This is a genomic window from Microcoleus sp. MON1_C5 (assembly GCF_036701875.1).
In the GTDB taxonomy this organism is placed as follows: domain Bacteria; phylum Cyanobacteriota; class Cyanobacteriia; order Cyanobacteriales; family Microcoleaceae; genus Microcoleus.
Window position 1 is genome coordinate 21,008 of sequence record NZ_JAUBRN010000048.1, and the last position, 16,964, is coordinate 37,971.

General features: G+C 45.9%; 13 protein-coding genes. 8 read left to right on the forward strand and 5 right to left on the reverse strand.

Going from position 1 to position 16,964, the window contains the following annotated elements; all coding sequences use genetic code 11:
* Nucleotides 1–12: 12 nt before the first annotated feature.
* Nucleotides 13–6,051 (reverse strand): response regulator, encoded by a 6,039-nt coding sequence (locus QUA71_RS21090; RefSeq protein ID WP_445243813.1) that lies wholly within the window; start codon nucleotides 6,049–6,051, stop codon nucleotides 13–15.
* 350 nt (nucleotides 6,052–6,401) lie between these two features.
* Nucleotides 6,402–7,406, reverse strand: a complete 1,005-nt coding sequence (locus QUA71_RS21095) for a PleD family two-component system response regulator (RefSeq protein ID WP_333287969.1) — start codon at nucleotides 7,404–7,406, stop codon at nucleotides 6,402–6,404.
* 873 nt (nucleotides 7,407–8,279) lie between these two features.
* On the opposite strand from QUA71_RS21095, the gene QUA71_RS21100 reads away from it, so the two are divergent.
* The 5 genes from QUA71_RS21100 to folP all read left to right on the forward strand — a co-directional run bounded on the left by QUA71_RS21100 (nucleotide 8,280) and on the right by folP (nucleotide 12,427).
* Nucleotides 8,280–9,233 carry a hypothetical protein gene (locus QUA71_RS21100; RefSeq protein WP_333287971.1) on the forward strand — a complete coding sequence of 318 codons (954 nt, stop codon included), beginning with the start codon at nucleotides 8,280–8,282 and terminating at the stop codon, nucleotides 9,231–9,233.
* A 100-nt stretch (nucleotides 9,234–9,333) separates the two neighbouring features.
* A complete protein-coding gene (locus tag QUA71_RS21105) occupies nucleotides 9,334–9,519 on the forward strand; it encodes a PCP reductase family protein (RefSeq protein WP_333139202.1) in 186 nt (61 codons plus the stop codon).
* A gap of 75 nt (nucleotides 9,520–9,594) precedes the next feature.
* On the forward strand, nucleotides 9,595–10,320 hold the full coding sequence (gene tpiA, locus QUA71_RS21110) for a triose-phosphate isomerase (protein WP_333288007.1): 726 nt from the start codon (nucleotides 9,595–9,597) through the stop codon (nucleotides 10,318–10,320).
* 190 nt (nucleotides 10,321–10,510) lie between these two features.
* Nucleotides 10,511–11,449: a formylglycine-generating enzyme family protein gene (locus QUA71_RS21115; protein ID WP_333287973.1), complete on the forward strand. Its 939-nt coding sequence runs from the start codon at nucleotides 10,511–10,513 to the stop codon at nucleotides 11,447–11,449.
* Between the two features lie 108 nt (nucleotides 11,450–11,557).
* Complete coding sequence (folP, locus tag QUA71_RS21120) at nucleotides 11,558–12,427, forward strand: dihydropteroate synthase (protein WP_333287975.1); 870 nt, start codon at nucleotides 11,558–11,560, stop codon at nucleotides 12,425–12,427.
* On the opposite strand, the gene QUA71_RS21125 is transcribed toward folP, so the two are convergent.
* Nucleotides 12,418–13,260 (reverse strand): stomatin-like protein, encoded by an 843-nt coding sequence (locus QUA71_RS21125; protein WP_333218116.1) that lies wholly within the window; start codon nucleotides 13,258–13,260, stop codon nucleotides 12,418–12,420. The two genes, folP and QUA71_RS21125, sit on opposite strands and share 10 nt — an antisense overlap.
* A gap of 192 nt (nucleotides 13,261–13,452) precedes the next feature.
* Here QUA71_RS21125 and QUA71_RS21130 point away from each other — a divergent pair, with 192 nt between their 5' ends.
* Complete coding sequence (locus tag QUA71_RS21130; protein WP_333287976.1) at nucleotides 13,453–14,223, forward strand: tetratricopeptide repeat protein; 771 nt, start codon at nucleotides 13,453–13,455, stop codon at nucleotides 14,221–14,223.
* A gap of 96 nt (nucleotides 14,224–14,319) precedes the next feature.
* Here QUA71_RS21130 and aroB read toward each other — a convergent pair whose 3' ends face one another.
* Nucleotides 14,320–15,414, reverse strand: coding sequence for a 3-dehydroquinate synthase (gene aroB, locus QUA71_RS21135; protein WP_190663620.1), 1,095 nt, complete (start codon nucleotides 15,412–15,414; stop codon nucleotides 14,320–14,322).
* Between the two features lie 77 nt (nucleotides 15,415–15,491).
* On the opposite strand from aroB, the gene petL reads away from it, so the two are divergent.
* A complete protein-coding gene (petL, locus tag QUA71_RS21140) occupies nucleotides 15,492–15,593 on the forward strand; it encodes a cytochrome b6-f complex subunit PetL (protein ID WP_006633742.1) in 102 nt (33 codons plus the stop codon).
* A 347-nt stretch (nucleotides 15,594–15,940) separates the two neighbouring features.
* On the opposite strand, the gene QUA71_RS29340 is transcribed toward petL, so the two are convergent.
* Nucleotides 15,941–16,090: a KTSC domain-containing protein gene (locus tag QUA71_RS29340; protein ID WP_445243814.1), complete on the reverse strand. Its 150-nt coding sequence runs from the start codon at nucleotides 16,088–16,090 to the stop codon at nucleotides 15,941–15,943.
* A 233-nt stretch (nucleotides 16,091–16,323) separates the two neighbouring features.
* Here QUA71_RS29340 and QUA71_RS21145 point away from each other — a divergent pair, with 233 nt between their 5' ends.
* Nucleotides 16,324–16,914, forward strand: a complete 591-nt coding sequence (locus QUA71_RS21145) for a chromophore lyase CpcT/CpeT (protein ID WP_190663621.1) — start codon at nucleotides 16,324–16,326, stop codon at nucleotides 16,912–16,914.
* Nucleotides 16,915–16,964: the final 50 nt, after the last annotated feature.

Genomic DNA, 16,964 nt, shown 5'->3' on the forward strand with positions numbered 1-16,964 from the left:
TTTAATTGACTTTCATAGATTAGTTTCGCTCTTTTGTAGTTCTTGTTGGAGAGTATTATTGACACGATCGTACTCAACCTCGATTTGAGCCAAAAGGGTTGAGGCTCGATCGAGTTCACCCGAGGTACTCATAACTTCTAGCGCGGCACAAAGCTGGGCCAGAGGAGCCGCGCTTAGGTTCGCACTGCTGCCTTTGAGGGTATGAGCGGCTCGGTTTAGGCTTTGAGTATCCGCTTGGGCGATCGCTAATTTCATAGCTTGTAGCAACTTGAGAGATTCCTCAAAGTAGCAGTTCGCCAGCAAGCTCAAAATCTGGGTTGAATCTTCATCAATGCTGCTACAGAAGGCTTGCAGTTCTGTAAGGTTAACCGCTGGCACATCAATTTCTGGCTTGTTGCTATCTGATTCCTGCTTTTGGGCCTGCTGCTGTTCCTGGTTGGGTGGACACTGACTCAGCGCTTGGATGAGAGCCTCTACTCGAATCGGTTTACTGATATAGTCATTCATGCCAGCATCCAGACAAAGCTCGCGATCGCCCTGCATGGCATTCGCCGTCACTGCAATAATCCAGGGACGAGCATGAGCAGGCCACTCCTCACCAATACGACGGCTGGCTTCTAGTCCATCCATCTCTGGCATTTGTACATCCATCAGCACTACATCATAAGGCTGGCGGTGCAGGGCTTCCAAGACTTCTAATCCATTGGCAGCAACATCAGCCCGGTATCCCAAACGCTCTAACAGCAGCAGTGCCACCTTGTGATTCACCAGATGATCCTCTGCTAACAGAATTCGCAGCGGGAGTCTCTGAGCCAATTTAATATCATCCTGAACAGAGCTAGGGGGCCGCTGTTGAACTTTTGTCGGTTGAGCTTGTAGTGCCTGAGTCAGCACTTCATAGAGCTGGGATTGTTTGATGGGTTTGCTTAAACAAGCCGCAAAGTGGGTGGAGAGCGCTGAAGAACTCGCTTCTGGTTTGCCCATTGAAGTCAGCAGCACCAGAGGTAAACGGTGGGACTTAGGATGCTGGTGGATGGCTGAGGCGAGTGTGAGGCCGTCCATTTGTGGCATTTGCATATCTAAAATAGCGACATCAAACGTTTCTCCACTCTCAAGCCAGTTGAGCGCTTCCACAGCCGATTGGGCAGCCAGACTCTGCATCCCCCAACTCTGGGCTTGCAGCGTCAGAATTTGTCGGTTAGTGGGCTGGTCATCCACGATTAATAAACGCTTGCCAGATAGTTCTGGTACTATTTCCATTGGTTCCTCTAACTCAGTAGCAACAGCGGGTGCGACAATCGTGAAGTAGAAGGTAGAACCCATTGTGATTCGATGAGGCTGAGCGGCTTGCCATTTTGGGGAAGGGGTTCCTGCGACGTGGCCTCGGCTCTCGACCCAAATCATGCCGTTCATCGTTTCACAAAGTCGCTTACTAATCGCCAGACCTAAACCAGTCCCTCCATACTGCCGAGTCGTCGAAGCATCTACTTGACTAAAAGACTTGAACAGTCGATCGAGGCGGTTGGCTGGAATGCCAATCCCTGTGTCTTGAATGGCAAACTCGATTTCATACAAGCTTTCTGACAAGTTCCCAGGCTCAGAAATCGTTTTGTCAGAATCAACTAGAGAGGCTTGCACCGAAATGGTCACTTCCCCAGTTTCGGTAAACTTAATCCCATTGTTGAGCAAGTTAACTAGAATCTGACGCAGACGGGTGACATCACCCAAAATGAACTTAGGAGTCTGAGGGTAAATGAGGTAGCCCAAGTCAATCCCCTTCTGATCTGCTTTAACTGCAAGTTGGTCGATCGCACCTTCTACGCAATCTCTCAAGCTCAAGGGATACATTTCTAGCTCCAGCTTGCCCGACTCAATTTTGGAGAAGTCCAGGATGTCGTTGATGATACTCAGAAGGGTATCCCCACTATTGCGAATCGTCTCGATAAAGTCTCGCTGTTGAGCCTTGAGTTCTGTATCGAGCAGTAGTCCCGTCATGCCAATAACCGCATTCATGGGAGTGCGAATTTCATGGCTCATCATCGCCAGAAACTCACTTTTGGCTCGGCTCGCTGCTTCTGCTTCCCGTCTAGTTTGCTCCAGGGCAAAGTTTTTCAGAGTTAATTCTTCTCGTTGTCGAGTTTCTTGCTCTAGTAATTTGGCTTGAGCTAGGGCAATTCCTACTTGAGCCGCGACGGATTCTAGCAACTCCACTTGATCGGGAGTCCAACGACGGTAGCGATCGCACTGGTGCAAACAAATGGCACCATTCGGTTCTCCTTGGTAAGAAGTTCGCACTGCTAATGTCGATCTCAATTCGAGACTGGTACAAATAGAATGAGCAGAGTTAAGCAATGAATCGCAATAGACATCCGGGGAGGCGATCGCTTCATCCCCAGCCATCAACTGTTTTGTATAAGCAGGACTCGCGGCCAGAATGTCATGCTCCCCGCTGGGGGCAAATCCGGGTGCTAGATACTCTGCAACGACAGGAAACTGAGGCTGTGGATGGTTCAAGTATGTGCGAATTAAGCAGCGACTGACCCCAAAAGTTTGCCCAATCTGAATAGCAGCCGTTTCAAATATCTGCTGAGCATTGAGGCTTTGACGAATTTCTTGGGTAATTTGCTTCAGCAGTAGGGCTTTTTGCAACTGTCGCTGTAGTGCTTCTTCTGCCTGCTTGCGATCGCTAATATCCTTCATGAAGCAGTGATGCCCCACAAAGACATTTTGCTCGTCATAAGCAGAGACCATCACCACTTGTTTATAGAACATAGAGCCATTTTTTCGCATCCCCCTGGCTTCCACTTCGAGTCTGCCATCTCTCAACATCTGTTGATAAGCAGCCACCATCCTGCCAACATCTTCGGGATGAACGGTTCTTTGCCATTCCATCCCTAGCATTTCCTCTGGCTGATATCCGCAGATGGTGGCATAAGTTTCGTTAACGAAGATATAGCCTCCTTGAGGGTCGAGCCGAGAAATGCCTGCTACGGCATTTTCTAGCGCTGCACTCATTTGTTGCAGTTCCGCTTCGGCGCGTTTGCGATCGCTAATTTCAATCAGAATGCAACCCACTGCTATAGGCTGCTCTGCATCCTGGAAAATGGGAAAGTGAGAAACGAGCCAGTAGCGCTTGGCATCTGTTTGGCTGGATACTTCTGAGCTCATTTCCAAGCTGATGGAAGGTTGCCCTGTCGTTAAAACCTGTTGTAACAGTGCATTTATACCAGGAGCAAATTCCCCCAACATCTCATCAGTTGTCTTACCTAAGTGAGCCTCCACAGAGTGGCAATTAATCTCAGCTAGTGCCTCATTGATTTGTAAAAATCGAAACTGCCGATCGTGGATACATAGCCCCACTCCTGCCAGAGAAGCTCCTTTAAAGAAAGCATTCAATAATTGCTCTCGGGCTTGAATTTCCTGCTCTAACTTTTTGCGCTCGGTAATATCGCTGTGAGAACCAGTCATACGGACAACTCTGCCCGCTTCATCCGAAAGCGCTTGCCCTCTAGCCAAAATCCATTTGTAGCTCCCATCCTTGCAAAGCACTCGATGTTCTGTAATATAAAAGGGAGTTTTGCCCTCAAAGTGATCTTGAATTACTTGCATCACCCAACCGAGATCGTTGGGATGCACCCGCTTGGTCCATTCGTCCGGGTAATTGGGGATTTCATGGTCTTCGTAGCCCAACATTTCTTTCCACCGAGCCGAGAAGAATACTTCATTGGTGTTTATGTTCCAATCCCATACCCCATCATTACTACCGCGTAGGGCGAGTTCCCACCGCTCTTCACTCGCTTGCAGAGCGACTTCTGCCTGATGCCGTTCGATTTCACTACCAATCCACTGAGCCATCAGCTTCAGCAATTCCACATGGGCAGATTTAAAGCTGCCTGCACGGGGATATTTGCTAGAAAAGCTGAGGGTACTGTAGACTTTGCCTGCAACTAAAACTCGTGTTCCAATATAAGCTTCTATGCCAAAGGCAAGATAGGCAGGATGGTAACGCCATTTTGAGGTGCCTGTATGTTGGATGGTTAGGGGTTCATTTGTGTCTAAAGCTTCACAGCACAAAGTTTGCCTAATCTCAAGGGCATCACCTGGTTTCAGGACTCCATCCGGCGATCGTGCCACCATCACCTCATAACGATTATCTTGCACGCGAGCCAAGATGCCACATTCAAGCCGAAAGGTCTGACATCCCATGTCAATCAAGGCTTGGATGCGCTGCTCAAAGTTGAGATTTTGGCTAGCAGTGACTTGATATAAAGCTCGTATTGCCGCCTCTCTTGTTCTTAGTTCAGCTTCGGCTTGTTTACGTCTCTTAATTTCAGCTTTCAGAGAGCGATTGATTTTGGATAATCTTTGCGTTCGTTCTTGAACCCGCTGTTCTAATGTAGCGTTGACGTGTTTAATCTCCCTAAATTTTTGATTTAGCGCGATCGCCATCAATTGAAAATTGCTAGCAAGCTCATTGATTTCAGTAACAGAACTATGTTTCCATTCAAATGTTTTTTCTGAAAGCTGGTTGGGTAAGTCAGTAGTCGCCAAAGCTAAAAAGGATAACGGCTTGACCAGTCGTTCGCTAACCACCGTTGCCAACAAAAATGCCAACATTGTGATGACCAGAAGAATAATCAGATCTATCCTGTAGCGACTTTGTAAATTTTCTACATAGGACTCTGCTGGAATTTCTAAGCGTAATCTCCAGTTCAGCTCAGCAGGGTTAATCGTAAATTCCTGTATATATAGAGAGTTTTTCCAACGGATCATCGGATAGTTGCCCTTGCTAGGAACCCACTGCTGCAAGGTTCCCTCTAAGGTGCGAGTGCTGCCATCTTTTGACTCCTGAACAGAGTTCAAAAGCTTTTGGTCGGATTGATTGCTGGCAATCAGTCGGTTGTTTGGATCGAGCAATGTAATGCGTAGTTGCTGATTGTTTTTCTGGAAAATGTATAGAGATTGGATCTGGCTCAATGCTAATGAACCGTGGATCAGCCCAAGGAAATGACCTTGAACTTGCAGGGGAACATTCAATGCTACATGAGGTTCGTCAATTAATAAATCGTTGTGAATAGGAGTCATCCAAGGTCTCAACCCCTGTTGAGCCAGGGTAATTAGAGATTTATGTTGGGTGCTTTGTTCAATCAACCGCCGACGGGTTTGATTTAAAGGAGAAGAGGCTGCTAAAACTGTTCCAGATGAATCAGCCACATAAATGTTCTCGAAATCTGGAAACCACTGCTCGATCAGGCTAATGTCTTGTTGCAGTCGATCGGATGATTGAATCGCTTGATTAGCAGCAGTGGCGGTTTCAGGGATGAGCGCTTTTTCAGCTAATGTATTCAAGGCTAAGAGATGTTGCTGATACCATCTAGATACACCGCTACAGAGATTTGTCCCGTTTGTTTGTAACTCAGTTTGCACGGTCGTCTGAATTTGAGCGAGCCAGTATCTACCATCAATAACTAATAGGAGCAGTCCTGGAATAAAGACAAAAGCAACCAACAGATGAAAAATAGTTTGTTTTAATGAGAGGGCATGGATCTTCTTTGAACGATCAACCTGTTTATCAACGGGTGCATAAACAATGATAAAGCTGGCAACTAAGGCATTAAAAATGCCGTTGACTGCTTGTTTGCACATAACTAGCAGGACTTGAGCCGCTTCCATGTGCAGCATTTGACGGTAGAAAAGCCAAACGAGAGGCATCCCAATTAAGAACCAGTAAATCCCATCAACTAAAAGGAGGTTCGGATCTTTGCGCTTCTTGCAACGAAACCCTACAAACAGAGCCTCAATTACCAAAATAATTGTGGCGTATGGATGATTCCAAAGGACATAAGTATAGCTGCCTGCTATTAGACTGGCCAAGGCTCCCCAGCCCCAGCCAAAGTAGTAAGTAATAATCAGTATTGCAATACTGCCAAAGAGGAAATCAACCCCAAATAAAAGAGAGAAACTGAAATAGTTGCCCAGAAAACCCGCACCAGTGAGAAGGGCGATCGCACCTAACCATCTTTTATCACGCACTGAGCTAGGCCCTCCCATAAACTTTGATAATCGCTAGTTGCTGAATATGACCTGATTCCGATAAAAAAAGCGCTAGAGAGCCGATCTGTTATTTACCTGACAATTTCCCTGAAGATCGCACCACCGATTATTTAAGCTTTAATATAGCCTTTCTCAGTAACAGGAGGTGCTCTGGCGGGCATAGGCCTCCGTGGCCTCCGTGGCCTCCGTGGGCATCAGTTGCAAGCGGTGTGTACCTCATTTTATTGAGAACCGCTATACTAAAACCAAGGCTTACTGATGCAGGACTTGATATTTCGCTCAACTTTTAAGAAAAAATTATTCCAAATTACGGGAGGCATAGTTTTTATTCTTATGATTTAATGAGTTCACTCATTAACTGTATGAGTCTTGGTACAAAAAGTATTACGACCTTGGTCTTTGGCTTGATAAAGTGCTGCATCGGCAGCAGTAATTAAAGTTTCTGGCAGGCTCTGTTGGGTGGGAATCACAGTGGTAATACCGAAGCTGAGCGTAATGCAATGATTCGGAGAACTCTTATGGACTATTGCTAAAGCTTGGATGCTAGCCTGCATTTTTTTAACAATGTGTACGGCTCCCTCAAGCTCTGTGTCGGGCAAAATCACTACAAATTCTTCACCTCCATAACGTGCGACTAAATCTCCAGCTCGATTAATACTGCCATTGAGAGCTGCGGCAACTTGCTGTAAACATACATCCCCTGCCTGGTGTCCATAAGTATCGTTGTAAGGCTTGAAGAAATCGATATCACACAAAATTAGTGACAAAGGAGTTTGCTGCCTCGTCATGCGTCGCCACTCGTGCTCTAGGTGTTCGTCAAACTGACGGCGATTGGCAATCTGAGTCAAACCGTCTATTGAGGCTAGGTATTTTAATTGTCGATTGGCGGCCTCTAGCTGCTTGTAAAGTAGGGTTTGTTGCTGTTGCAAGTGGAATTGCTGAATCAACCGCCGCACTCTCTGTCCCAGAACAGCCCAGTGAATCGGCTTAGTGATATAGTCAGCCGCTCCTGCTGCAAACGCTCGATCGACAGATTCTTGGTCTTCCAAGCTAGTAATCATCAAAATAGGTGGGCGATCGCTCTCAGGCACTTCAGATAATTTTTGACAACAAGCAAAACCATCCATAGTAGGCATCACTGCATCTAGCAGGATCAGGTCTGGATGTACTTCCTCATAAGCTGCTAGCCCTGTCAACCCATCACTAGCTTCCACCACTCGGTATTTTTCCTTCTGTAAATACAGTCGAAGTTGCAAACGAATCAAGGCATCGTCATCCACTATGAGAATTAGAGAGGACGGTTCCGTAGATGGGTTAGTCGAAATGGCTGACTCTTCTAATGATTGATACATACGTCATGGTGTATCTTAAGCTGTGGAAAAATTCTAGCCTAGCATATTTTGATCTTGGAAGGGAAAGTGAAATTGTGGCAAATATATCAGAAATAATACGCCAGCTAAGCTTCCGCAACAACATCCTAGGCAGCGCCGGGTTTGTTAAACCAACAGCCACAGTCTACTTAAAATTTCTCGCTTTTTTTCGGAGATATAAAGTCTGGTAAGCCGCGCTAATTTGTGTAGGTATGTAATTATTTTTGGCGGCGTTAAACAGTTTTTACAACGCCGAGGGAGCTTTAACGGACGATCGCCCGTTCTCCCTCGAACAATCGCCCGTTCTCCCGCGATCGCCGATCGGATAATATGCTATATTTCTCAACTTAATTCAGGCTTTTTCAGGTGCATCAAATTCCTGCCTCATCTTTGAGCGATCGCCCGCTTTATTTTTGGGGAATACATCTGATGGTCACACGATCGCGTATAGCTTCGCCCTTGGTTGAGCGTTTGTTCGCACTAGGAAGCTCTGACTGCAAAATGGCGTAAGCTTTGTTAAGAAACATCTACAGCGTTCTGCGCGAGCTGGGATAGGTTTTTTCTCTTTTTTCTCGCAATAATCTCCCCAGATAGTGTCTAAACTCCTGTCTTTGGGCTTGAGTGGGGAACACATCGCCAAAGCGTTGGCACCATCTTTCAAAGTATGGGAGCATGGATGTCCAAACTGTTTCTCTCCTCAGATTCCCTCAGCCAAGAGACTAGCCTAAAAACCTTACCCTATATATTTTAGCTCTATTTATCGCTCAATTTTTGGCTAAAGTCCCGCTATTAAAAATAGAAGCTATACTATAATCACTTGGAAACAGTAAGTTAAGTTGATGGAGGTCACTTACTATGGAAGTAGCACTGTCTGATGTTTCTCAAAGCTTTCAAAAAACGAAAGAATTTTTTATAGAAAAATTCGGAAAAGCAGTTGATTCGGTTTTACAAGCAACCGCACAAGCTAAATCTTCTCTCTCCGAATCTGCGAATCACGCAAAAGAAGATCTCACTCAAACTACGAATTCTGCCGTAAATGCTGTTAATCAAGCTACGAACAATGCTTTAGGTACTGTAGCGGATAAAACCGAAAAAGCGAGGATTTCTATATCTGAAGTCGCGAATCAAGCCGTTAGTCGCGTCAGTGAAACTACCAACAAAGCTGTTGATGCAGTTTCTCACTCGGCGGCAACTGCTAAAGAAACTATTAATCAAACTACTAACTCGGTCGTCTCTACTCTGAATCAAAGCACTAGCCAAGCTGTAGAGAGTGTAACTCAAGCTCCAGAAAAGGCTAAGGCTTCATTAGAAGATAGCCTCCAAAAGGCAGGAATTATGAGCGATGCCACTTCCAATGCCCTTCAAAGTGCTATCGATGGTATGTTTAAAAATTGGATGGATTCGCATCCTGTAGTCTTCTGGTTGGTGAGTCACCCGCTGATATCTTTAGCAATGTTGCTACTATTTATATTCATTATCTTGGGTTTCTTACAGGCTTTAGGTAACTTTTTTGCAAAAGGATGGTTATTTATTCTGCAAATCCCTTTAAAATTGATGCAAGGGGTTTTGAGTCTCGGCTCTAAATCTGTAAGTAATCTGGGTGGAGTGGTTGTAAACTCCTTGGTTTCAAAGAATCCCAAAGACAAAAATAATTCAGCTTTACAATTGAGGGGAGTTGAATCAAACAGTTTGGAGTCTCAGGAACGAATTGCTAATATTTTGATAAGGTTGGAGGCAATTCGACAAGAGCAGAATCAGCTTTTACAAGAAGCCTCGGCTATTTTAAGCAACAAAATTAAGGCAGAGTGAGAAGGTGTGGCCCGATCGCAATTCGTGGTAAATTTAATACATCCAGGCTTTCCATCAAAGCCAGATCCATGAAGGCTTGTAGTCGATCGCTCAATACGCCATGCCCGATTCCGAATTTTCCGACGATTTAAAATGGACGCCAGAAGCCAAGGCGAAGCTGAAAAATATTCCCTATTTTGTCCGGGGACAAGCTCGCGTTCGCATCGAGCACTTGGCCCGCGAAGCCGAAACCGAAGTCGTCACCGTTGACTTAGTTGAGCAAGCTCGCATTGAGTTTGGGCAATAAGGGCTCGAAATGTACGCTAAAGCTTTAAACTATAAGTTGCCTGATTTTGATGTTCACAGAGCTACTGAGTCACCCGTGCGGAAAATAGTTATTGCTGGCAACTGGAAAATGTACAAAACTAGGGCTGAATCCCTAGAGTTTCTTCAAGGATTCATGTCCTGCCTGACCGAAACCCCAGAGGAACGGGAAGTCGTGCTTTGCGTTCCCTTTACCTCCTTGGCTGTCCTCTCGAAAAATTTGCACGGCAGCCGGATCAGACTCGGTGCTCAGAACGTCCACTGGCAAGAGTCAGGAGCTTTTACTGGGGAAATTTCCGGGCCAATGCTCAGTGAACTTGGTGTGCGTTATGTCATCATCGGCCACAGTGAGCGGCGCCAATATTTTGGGGAAACTGACGAAACGGTGAATTTGCGGCTGAAAGCTGCTCAGAAATACGATTTAATTCCGATTCTGTGCGTTGGGGAAACCAAGCAGCAGCGAGATGCAGGCGAAACTGAAGCTCACATTTTTTCTCAATTGGAAAAAGATTTAGTTGGTGTTGACCAAGAAAAGTTAGTCATTGCTTACGAGCCGATTTGGGCGATCGGCACTGGCGATACTTGCGAAACAAAGGAAGCTAACCGAGTTATTGGTTTGATTCGCAGTAAATTGACTAATCCTGACGTGCCAATTCAGTACGGCGGCTCCGTCAAACCGGAGAATATTGATGAAGTCATGGCTCAGCCGGAGATTGACGGGGTTTTGGTTGGTGGTGCTAGTTTGGAAGCTGCGAGTTTTGCTCGAATTGTCAATTATCAGTAATAGGTAATTGCTAATAGGTAATTGCTAAGTGGTGGTTGTAGCGGGACTTTTGATGTTGAGAAATGACAATCTCTACCAGTTACCTGAAAATCTTCCTGTACCAGTTGATGATGGGGCAACTAACCACCTTTTGGGATTGCAACTTCCTTCAATTTAGTTAGAAAGTTTGCTTCCTCCTCACCCAACGGCCATGAAAGAGCTTCATAATGCAGCGCAATGGGCTACGGCAAGCAAGGCTCGACAAGACGAGATTGTCAATGCCCTTGTTTGGCAACTCAATGGCTTTGAAGTGGCTGATGCGAAAACATATGCTTCAGAGCAGCCCATCCGTATCTTCTCTATACGCGAAAAAGCAACAGGTATTGTGTTTCTCCTGATACCTGGTGGCACCTTCATGATGGGATTTGATGAGACCCAGAAGCAGGCACTGGTCGAGCTTCGTAGACAACTAATAGAAGACGATGAACAAGATGTAGTAGATATTATTAATGACAGCTTCATCAACAGTAACTTTTGGCATCCTGTTCATCCCGTACACCTTGCTCCCTTTCTCTTGGCGCGTTTTCCCTTGCGCTGGAGCGAAGCCAATAAGTTGATTGCCGTTGACGAGAGCAACTTCTTATACAGAGATTATTTGAACGGGTCGCCCATGCCTAATGCAGAGGTAGCATATCTATCTATTGAGGAAGTAGAAGCTTTGTTACAAGCCTGTGGACACGTTCTTCCCTCTGAATCGCAGTGGGAATATGCTTGCCGTGCAGGAAGTACAACACTGTTTTTCTGGGGGAACGATTTGTCAAACCTTTACTTAGTAGAAAAATTCAACAATAAAGTTGCCAACGATGCCGCCAGCAACCGCTTTGGCTTGGTGAACATGGGATTTCACGGCGACATCTGTGCAGACATTTGGCACGACAACTATGAAGGCGCTCCCTCAGATGGCTCACCTTGGCTTAGTGGGAATAGTAGTAATGGCGAGCGCGTTGTACGGGGTGGTGCAGCAGTTATCTATCCTTGGCAGGGATGCTACGAATGGCTGAGTATGCTTTCTGCCGTTCGCTCTGGCTCCGGTGCTTGCGAAGAACTTGGTGTCAATGTGCGTCTGGCACATCTGCTGCCCATGCTCTAACTGATCGGAATAATAATTTGGATGATGTCAGTGCGAGCTTAAGAGCTCGCTACCCAAATCGCGAGGGGGAAGCTCGCACTACATAATTCCAATGCCAACGGGTTTGATATGACAAATAACCTCAAAAAAATTACAATTAGAAATAAAGTTTTCGAGTGGGGAAAACGCACTTATTTAATGGGCGTTTTGAACGTAACCCCTGACAGTTTTAGTGACGGCGGAGATTTCAACACCCTAGAATCGGCTTTAGCGCAAGCGGAAAGTATGGTAAAATCGGGGGTAGATATTATTGATATTGGCGGTCAATCTACTCGACCTGGTGCAGTGGAAATATCATCTTCAGAGGAGATCGATCGCGTTATACCTCTAGTACAAATACTGCGACAAAAAGCCGATATTTTTGGCTCAGTTCCTATTTCGGTCGATACTACCAGAGCGCAGGTTGCCAAAGCTGCGGTTGAGGCGGGAGCTGATATAATTAACGATATTTCGGGAGCAACTTTTGACTCAGAAATGCTGTCAACCGTTGCTAAGTTAAAAGTGCCAATAATTTTAATGCACATTCGGGGAACTCCCGAGACGATGCAAAAACTCACAGATTATCGGGATTTAATTGGGGAAATTAAGGAATTTTTAGAGAGTCGAATTGCGGCGGCAGTTGCTGCGGGGATTGACAAATCTCAAATAATTCTCGACCCTGGTATTGGCTTTGCCAAGACTTACAGTCAAAACTTAGAAATCCTGCGAGATCTGCGAAAATTCAGTCTTTTAAACTGTCCGATATTAGTCGGAGTATCGCGAAAAAGCTTCATCGGTCACATTGTGAATCAGCCAGAAGCTAAACAAAGAATTTGGGGGACAGCGGCGGCTTGTACAGGTGCGATCGCAAATTCGGCAGATATCTTGCGCGTTCACGATGTCAGAGAAATGCGCGATGTCTCTCAGGTAGCCGACGCCATCTTCCGATATCAGTCTTGAGAAGTTGGAGTATCCATAAGTTTCATTTCCCCGCCGCCGCCAGCTTCCGAAGGAACATCAGGGATAGACTCCATCAAATTGTTGAGGGCCTCTGACATATTTCTCGGGTCCATAAACAGAATTTTGGCATTGTCGCTTTCGCCCAATTTTTGTTGAGCCTCTAAGTATTTTTCGGTTACTAAGTAATTCAAAACTTGCGTGCTATTCGGATGGGAGTCTAAAGCTTCAACTAAGAGCCTCATGTACTCCTTAGTGCCGATCGCCTTATTGACCATTGCTTGCCACTCGCTCTTGGTAGCGCGCTCCAATTCCATAGCTTCTTGCACCCTTTTAGGAGGTGTAATGCTTTGAATTTCTACCCTAATTACTTTGACACCCCACGTTTCAGTAGCTTCGTCCAACTTCTTGAGTAACTTTTTATTCATGTCATCTCGGGAAGCCAAGATGTCTTGCATTGGCAATCGACCAATTTCAGCGCGAAACGTCGTTAAAACTAAGTTGGCGATCGCATTTTCAATTTGATCGATTCCATAATAAGCTTTCTGTAAATTCACCACCCGCCAATACACAACGGCATCGACTTCGAGAGCCACATTATCTCCCGTGATTGCTGACTGAGGTTTAATGTCTAAAACTCTTTCACGGCTTGTGTCCACGCAGACGACTTTTTCGACCAGGGGACTGATAAAGTGGAATCCTGGCTTGAGGGTGCGCTTGTATTGACCCAAACGTTCCACTAAAGCTTCGTCGCCACCACTGACTATTTTGACGCTTGAGTTAACAGCGTAGCCGAGGACGAGCGCAAAGAGCATGGTAAGAATAGACTGCCCCATTTCTATTTTCCTGCTAAGGTTGACTGAGAATCGATCGGAATTCTACTCTAATTTAACTCAAACTCGGTCACACAGTGCTAAAATATCTCGACTGTTAATAACTAACTATTTCATCGGGTGGGCCCTGATCTGCTCCGACTCTTACGGCGCTAGTGAAACCCAGGATATCAACAACACGTTTCCACAAAAGACATGAAAAACGATCGAGAGTTTCGCTTGTTCAAACCTTTGAGGTGGATTGCCCCAAGCATTTTGGTAGGTGCAGGAATCTGGAATGCCGCAGCGGCCCAACCGGCACAAGCTGAGCCAATCGCCCTGCAACTCTCGCAAAACTTGCAGTCGCAGAACTTGCAGCCCCCCCGCCGAGGCCCGGCTGTTCGAGAAGTTATGTCCTACGAAATGAAGGGAGACGAACTCAGGATTTGCAAGCAGGAAGGCAACTCCGAGAAAAAGTGCCAAGTTGTAGGTAAAGGCTACACGGTGGGCTTGAGAACTGCTAACGACCTTTACGGTCAAGGAAATGCTGTGAATGCCGAAGCTTTGTACCGGCAACTAATCGCTCGCTATCCCAAACAAGCGGATGCTTATTACAAGCTGGGAACTATGCTGTCGGGGCAAGGTAAAATGAGCGATGCGATCGTTCTATTCCAAAAAGCAATTGAAGTCAACCCACAGCACGCCAAAGCTCACAACGATTTAGGCGTGGCGATGGCAAGTCAGGGGCAGTTGCCCGAGGCAATTGTTCAGTGGAGACAAGCCGTTAAAATTAACGATCGATATCCCGATGCTTTAAACAATTTAGGAGTCGGTTTGTACCAGCAAGGAGGTCAGGAAAACCAAGCCGAGGCCGTAGCCAGTCTCACAAAAGCTAAGGAGTTATTTATCAAGCAAGGCAGAACTCAAGCCGCTAACAGAGTAGATAAAATTTTGGACGAAATTAATTCGCGGTCGAGCGGTTCCTAAACTCAACCGCCGATCGCCGATTGAAAGAAAAAACATCTTTGGCGATCGGCGTTAATCAGCGTTCAGCGGCGGTTAAACAACCCCAAAAACGGGAATCTAAAGCATTTCCTTCAAAACTTGTAAAATCAAATCCCCATCCACCCGATCGCTCACAGCGGCCTCACCCAAGCGCACCGGCAGCACAAACCGCACCTTGCCATCCTGCACCTTTTTATCGAGTTGCAAAGTATGCAAAATTTCCTCAACATCCACATTCGCCGGCAATTTGGCAGGTAAACCCGCTTTTTCAATCAAAGCAGACTGACGGCGATCGCACTCAGCGTCCCACATTCCCAACTCCACAGCCAATCGGCTTGATGCAGCCATGCCGATTGCCACTCCTTCCCCGTGATTGATCACCTTGTAATTGGTCAAACTTTCCACAGCATGACCGATCGTGTGCCCGTAATTCAAAATCGCCCGCAAACCCGATTCCTTCTCGTCTTTGCTTACCACCTCAGCCTTAGCTTGGCAAGACCTGCTCAAAATTTCAGCCAACAAATCCGCCTTCACATAGCGCATTTGATCCAAACGCTTGCAATTCTCCAACTTTTCAAACAATTCAACATCCCAAATCACCCCGTACTTAATCACTTCCGCCATCGCCGAACGAAACTCCCTCGCCGGCAGAGTTTTGAGTACATCCGGGTCAATTAACACCAAGCGCGGCTGGTGAAAAGCCCCGATTAAATTCTTCCCTAAAGGATGATTTACCCCCGTTTTGCCCCCAATAGAAGCATCAACCATCGCCAGCAGCGAAGTCGGAACCTGCACGACATTAATTCCCCGCAGCCAAGTCGCCGCAGCAAAACCCGTCATATCGCCCACAACCCCGCCGCCCAAAGCCACCATTGTCGAGGAACGTTCTAAACGGTTTGCCAAAGCCGCACCGTAAATTTTCTGCACTGAATTTAAAGTTTTGTACTGTTCTCCCGGTGGTAAAATGCAGCTACTGACTTCCAGACCGGATGATTCGAGGGCTGCTGTTGCTCTTTCGCCGTACTGCCGAAAAATCGACTGATTCGACACCAGCAGCACTTTTTTGCCCAAACTTAGATCGCCCATCATACTGCCGAGTTCGTCTAAGCCGCCCGATCGCACGCAAACATTGTAAGATTGTGGCCCCAAGTCAACTTTAATTATGGATTGCATATTTATCTAATTTAGATATTAGATTTTAGATTATAGTTCTTATAGGTCTTTTTATTGATTGTTTTGGAGAAATTGCAATGACTCTTAGCGGAGCAATAACTTATTTTGGGATTTTTGGCGGCATGATCGGCTTGGCGACAGTGCTGATGTTTGGTCTGCGGGCTGTCAAACTCATCTAATTTGCTAATTTAGATGTCTGAACCAGAGTATTTAATCTCTGGCAAAAGTCTCAGTTTGACAAAGTATTTGCGCCAAAAATCTCTAGGTTTATCTGTAGATTGACGGCGCAAATACTTTGTTTCATAGAACTTGATGCTACAATTGACTAATTTAATATTTGACCATAAGTAATTTGGTTAATGATAAAATATAAAATATAAAATCGCTCGATTCCCCTATGCTCTAGAAGATGAGTAAAATGATTAATTAGAGGCAGCTTATCAGCAATATATTCAGAGAAACGCTAAATCTGAGGTCTATTAGCCTTGAAAATGAGAAGTATCCCCAGCCTAGATTAATGCCTTACTTATCGTCGCCGTTGCTTTACTTGTTCATAGGGAAAACAATCAATAACGTCAGATAGCATATAACTACGTTTGGAATCAGATTCCATCAGTTCCAAGCAGACAGTCTTGGGAACTTCAAAGTATCGATAGGTTTTGCCACTATTGAAAATAACCTCAAGGTTGACGTGGTTTCGTCATAACCTACAGCTTCGATCGTGCTAGATTCGACTGCTTATAGTTTCATGATTTCCTGATAAGTAAGGCTACCTGGAAAAAACAGAATACCCAGATTCCCGACTTATTTAAGAAGTCAGCGATCCAAAGTGCGATCGCACCTGAATTTCCCCTAAAATAATTTCTACTCCCTCAATCCAAAATCTAAAATCTAAAATCTAAAATCGAAATGACTCATTCCACCGATATCGTCACCCTCGCCCGCTGGATGGCTGCCGACTTCAGCAACCAAGCCCAAGCCTTTGAAAACCCGCCATTCTTCGCCCACATCCGCGTCTGCATGAGGCCTTTGCCCGTCGAACTTCTGGATGGGATCAGCTTGTACCTAGAACAAGCTTACGATATTGAACTGAATGTACCGTACCGAGTCCGAGTTTTGAAATTAGTCCCGGTGGACGATCGCATCGAGATCGAAAATTATGCCATAGAAAACGAAGAACAATTCTACGGCGCTTCCCGCGACCCGCAACGGCTGCAAGAAATCAAAAAAGCACAACTGACACTGCTTCCCGGCTGCACCTTTATTACGCAGTGGACGGGGCACAGCTTCAAAGGGTCTGTCGAACCCGGAAAAGGCTGCATGGTTGTCAGAAAGGGCAAAAAAACCTATCTAGACAGCGAATTCGAGATAGACCAAGACAAATTTATTAGCCACGATCGCGGACGCGACCCAGAAACCGACGCCCACGTCTGGGGAGCCCAGGCCGGCCCCTTTGAATTCACCCGCCGGGCCAGTTTCGCCGACGAAATTCCGGTTTAATCTAAAAAAACAGAGTCCCTCCTGGGCGAACACGCTTGATTAAAGGTTCA

Excerpts from the sequence above, each read along its gene's own strand:
- QUA71_RS21145 (WP_190663621.1), top strand. The coding sequence starts at position 16,324 with ATGACTCATTCCACCGATATCGTCACCCTCGCCCGCTGGATGGCTGCC.
- QUA71_RS21125 (WP_333218116.1), bottom strand. The coding sequence starts at position 13,260 with ATGGGGCAGTCTATTCTTACCATGCTCTTTGCGCTCGTCCTCGGCTAC.
- QUA71_RS21115 (WP_333287973.1), top strand. The coding sequence starts at position 10,511 with ATGAAAGAGCTTCATAATGCAGCGCAATGGGCTACGGCAAGCAAGGCT.
- QUA71_RS21095 (WP_333287969.1), bottom strand. The coding sequence starts at position 7,406 with ATGTATCAATCATTAGAAGAGTCAGCCATTTCGACTAACCCATCTACG.
- QUA71_RS21100 (WP_333287971.1), top strand. The coding sequence starts at position 8,280 with ATGGAAGTAGCACTGTCTGATGTTTCTCAAAGCTTTCAAAAAACGAAA.
- petL (WP_006633742.1), top strand. The coding sequence starts at position 15,492 with ATGACTCTTAGCGGAGCAATAACTTATTTTGGGATTTTTGGCGGCATG.
- QUA71_RS21090 (WP_445243813.1), bottom strand. The coding sequence starts at position 6,051 with ATGGGAGGGCCTAGCTCAGTGCGTGATAAAAGATGGTTAGGTGCGATC.
- QUA71_RS21105 (WP_333139202.1), top strand. The coding sequence starts at position 9,334 with ATGCCCGATTCCGAATTTTCCGACGATTTAAAATGGACGCCAGAAGCC.
- folP (WP_333287975.1), top strand. The coding sequence starts at position 11,558 with ATGACAAATAACCTCAAAAAAATTACAATTAGAAATAAAGTTTTCGAG.
- aroB (WP_190663620.1), bottom strand. The coding sequence starts at position 15,414 with ATGCAATCCATAATTAAAGTTGACTTGGGGCCACAATCTTACAATGTT.
- QUA71_RS21130 (WP_333287976.1), top strand. The coding sequence starts at position 13,453 with ATGAAAAACGATCGAGAGTTTCGCTTGTTCAAACCTTTGAGGTGGATT.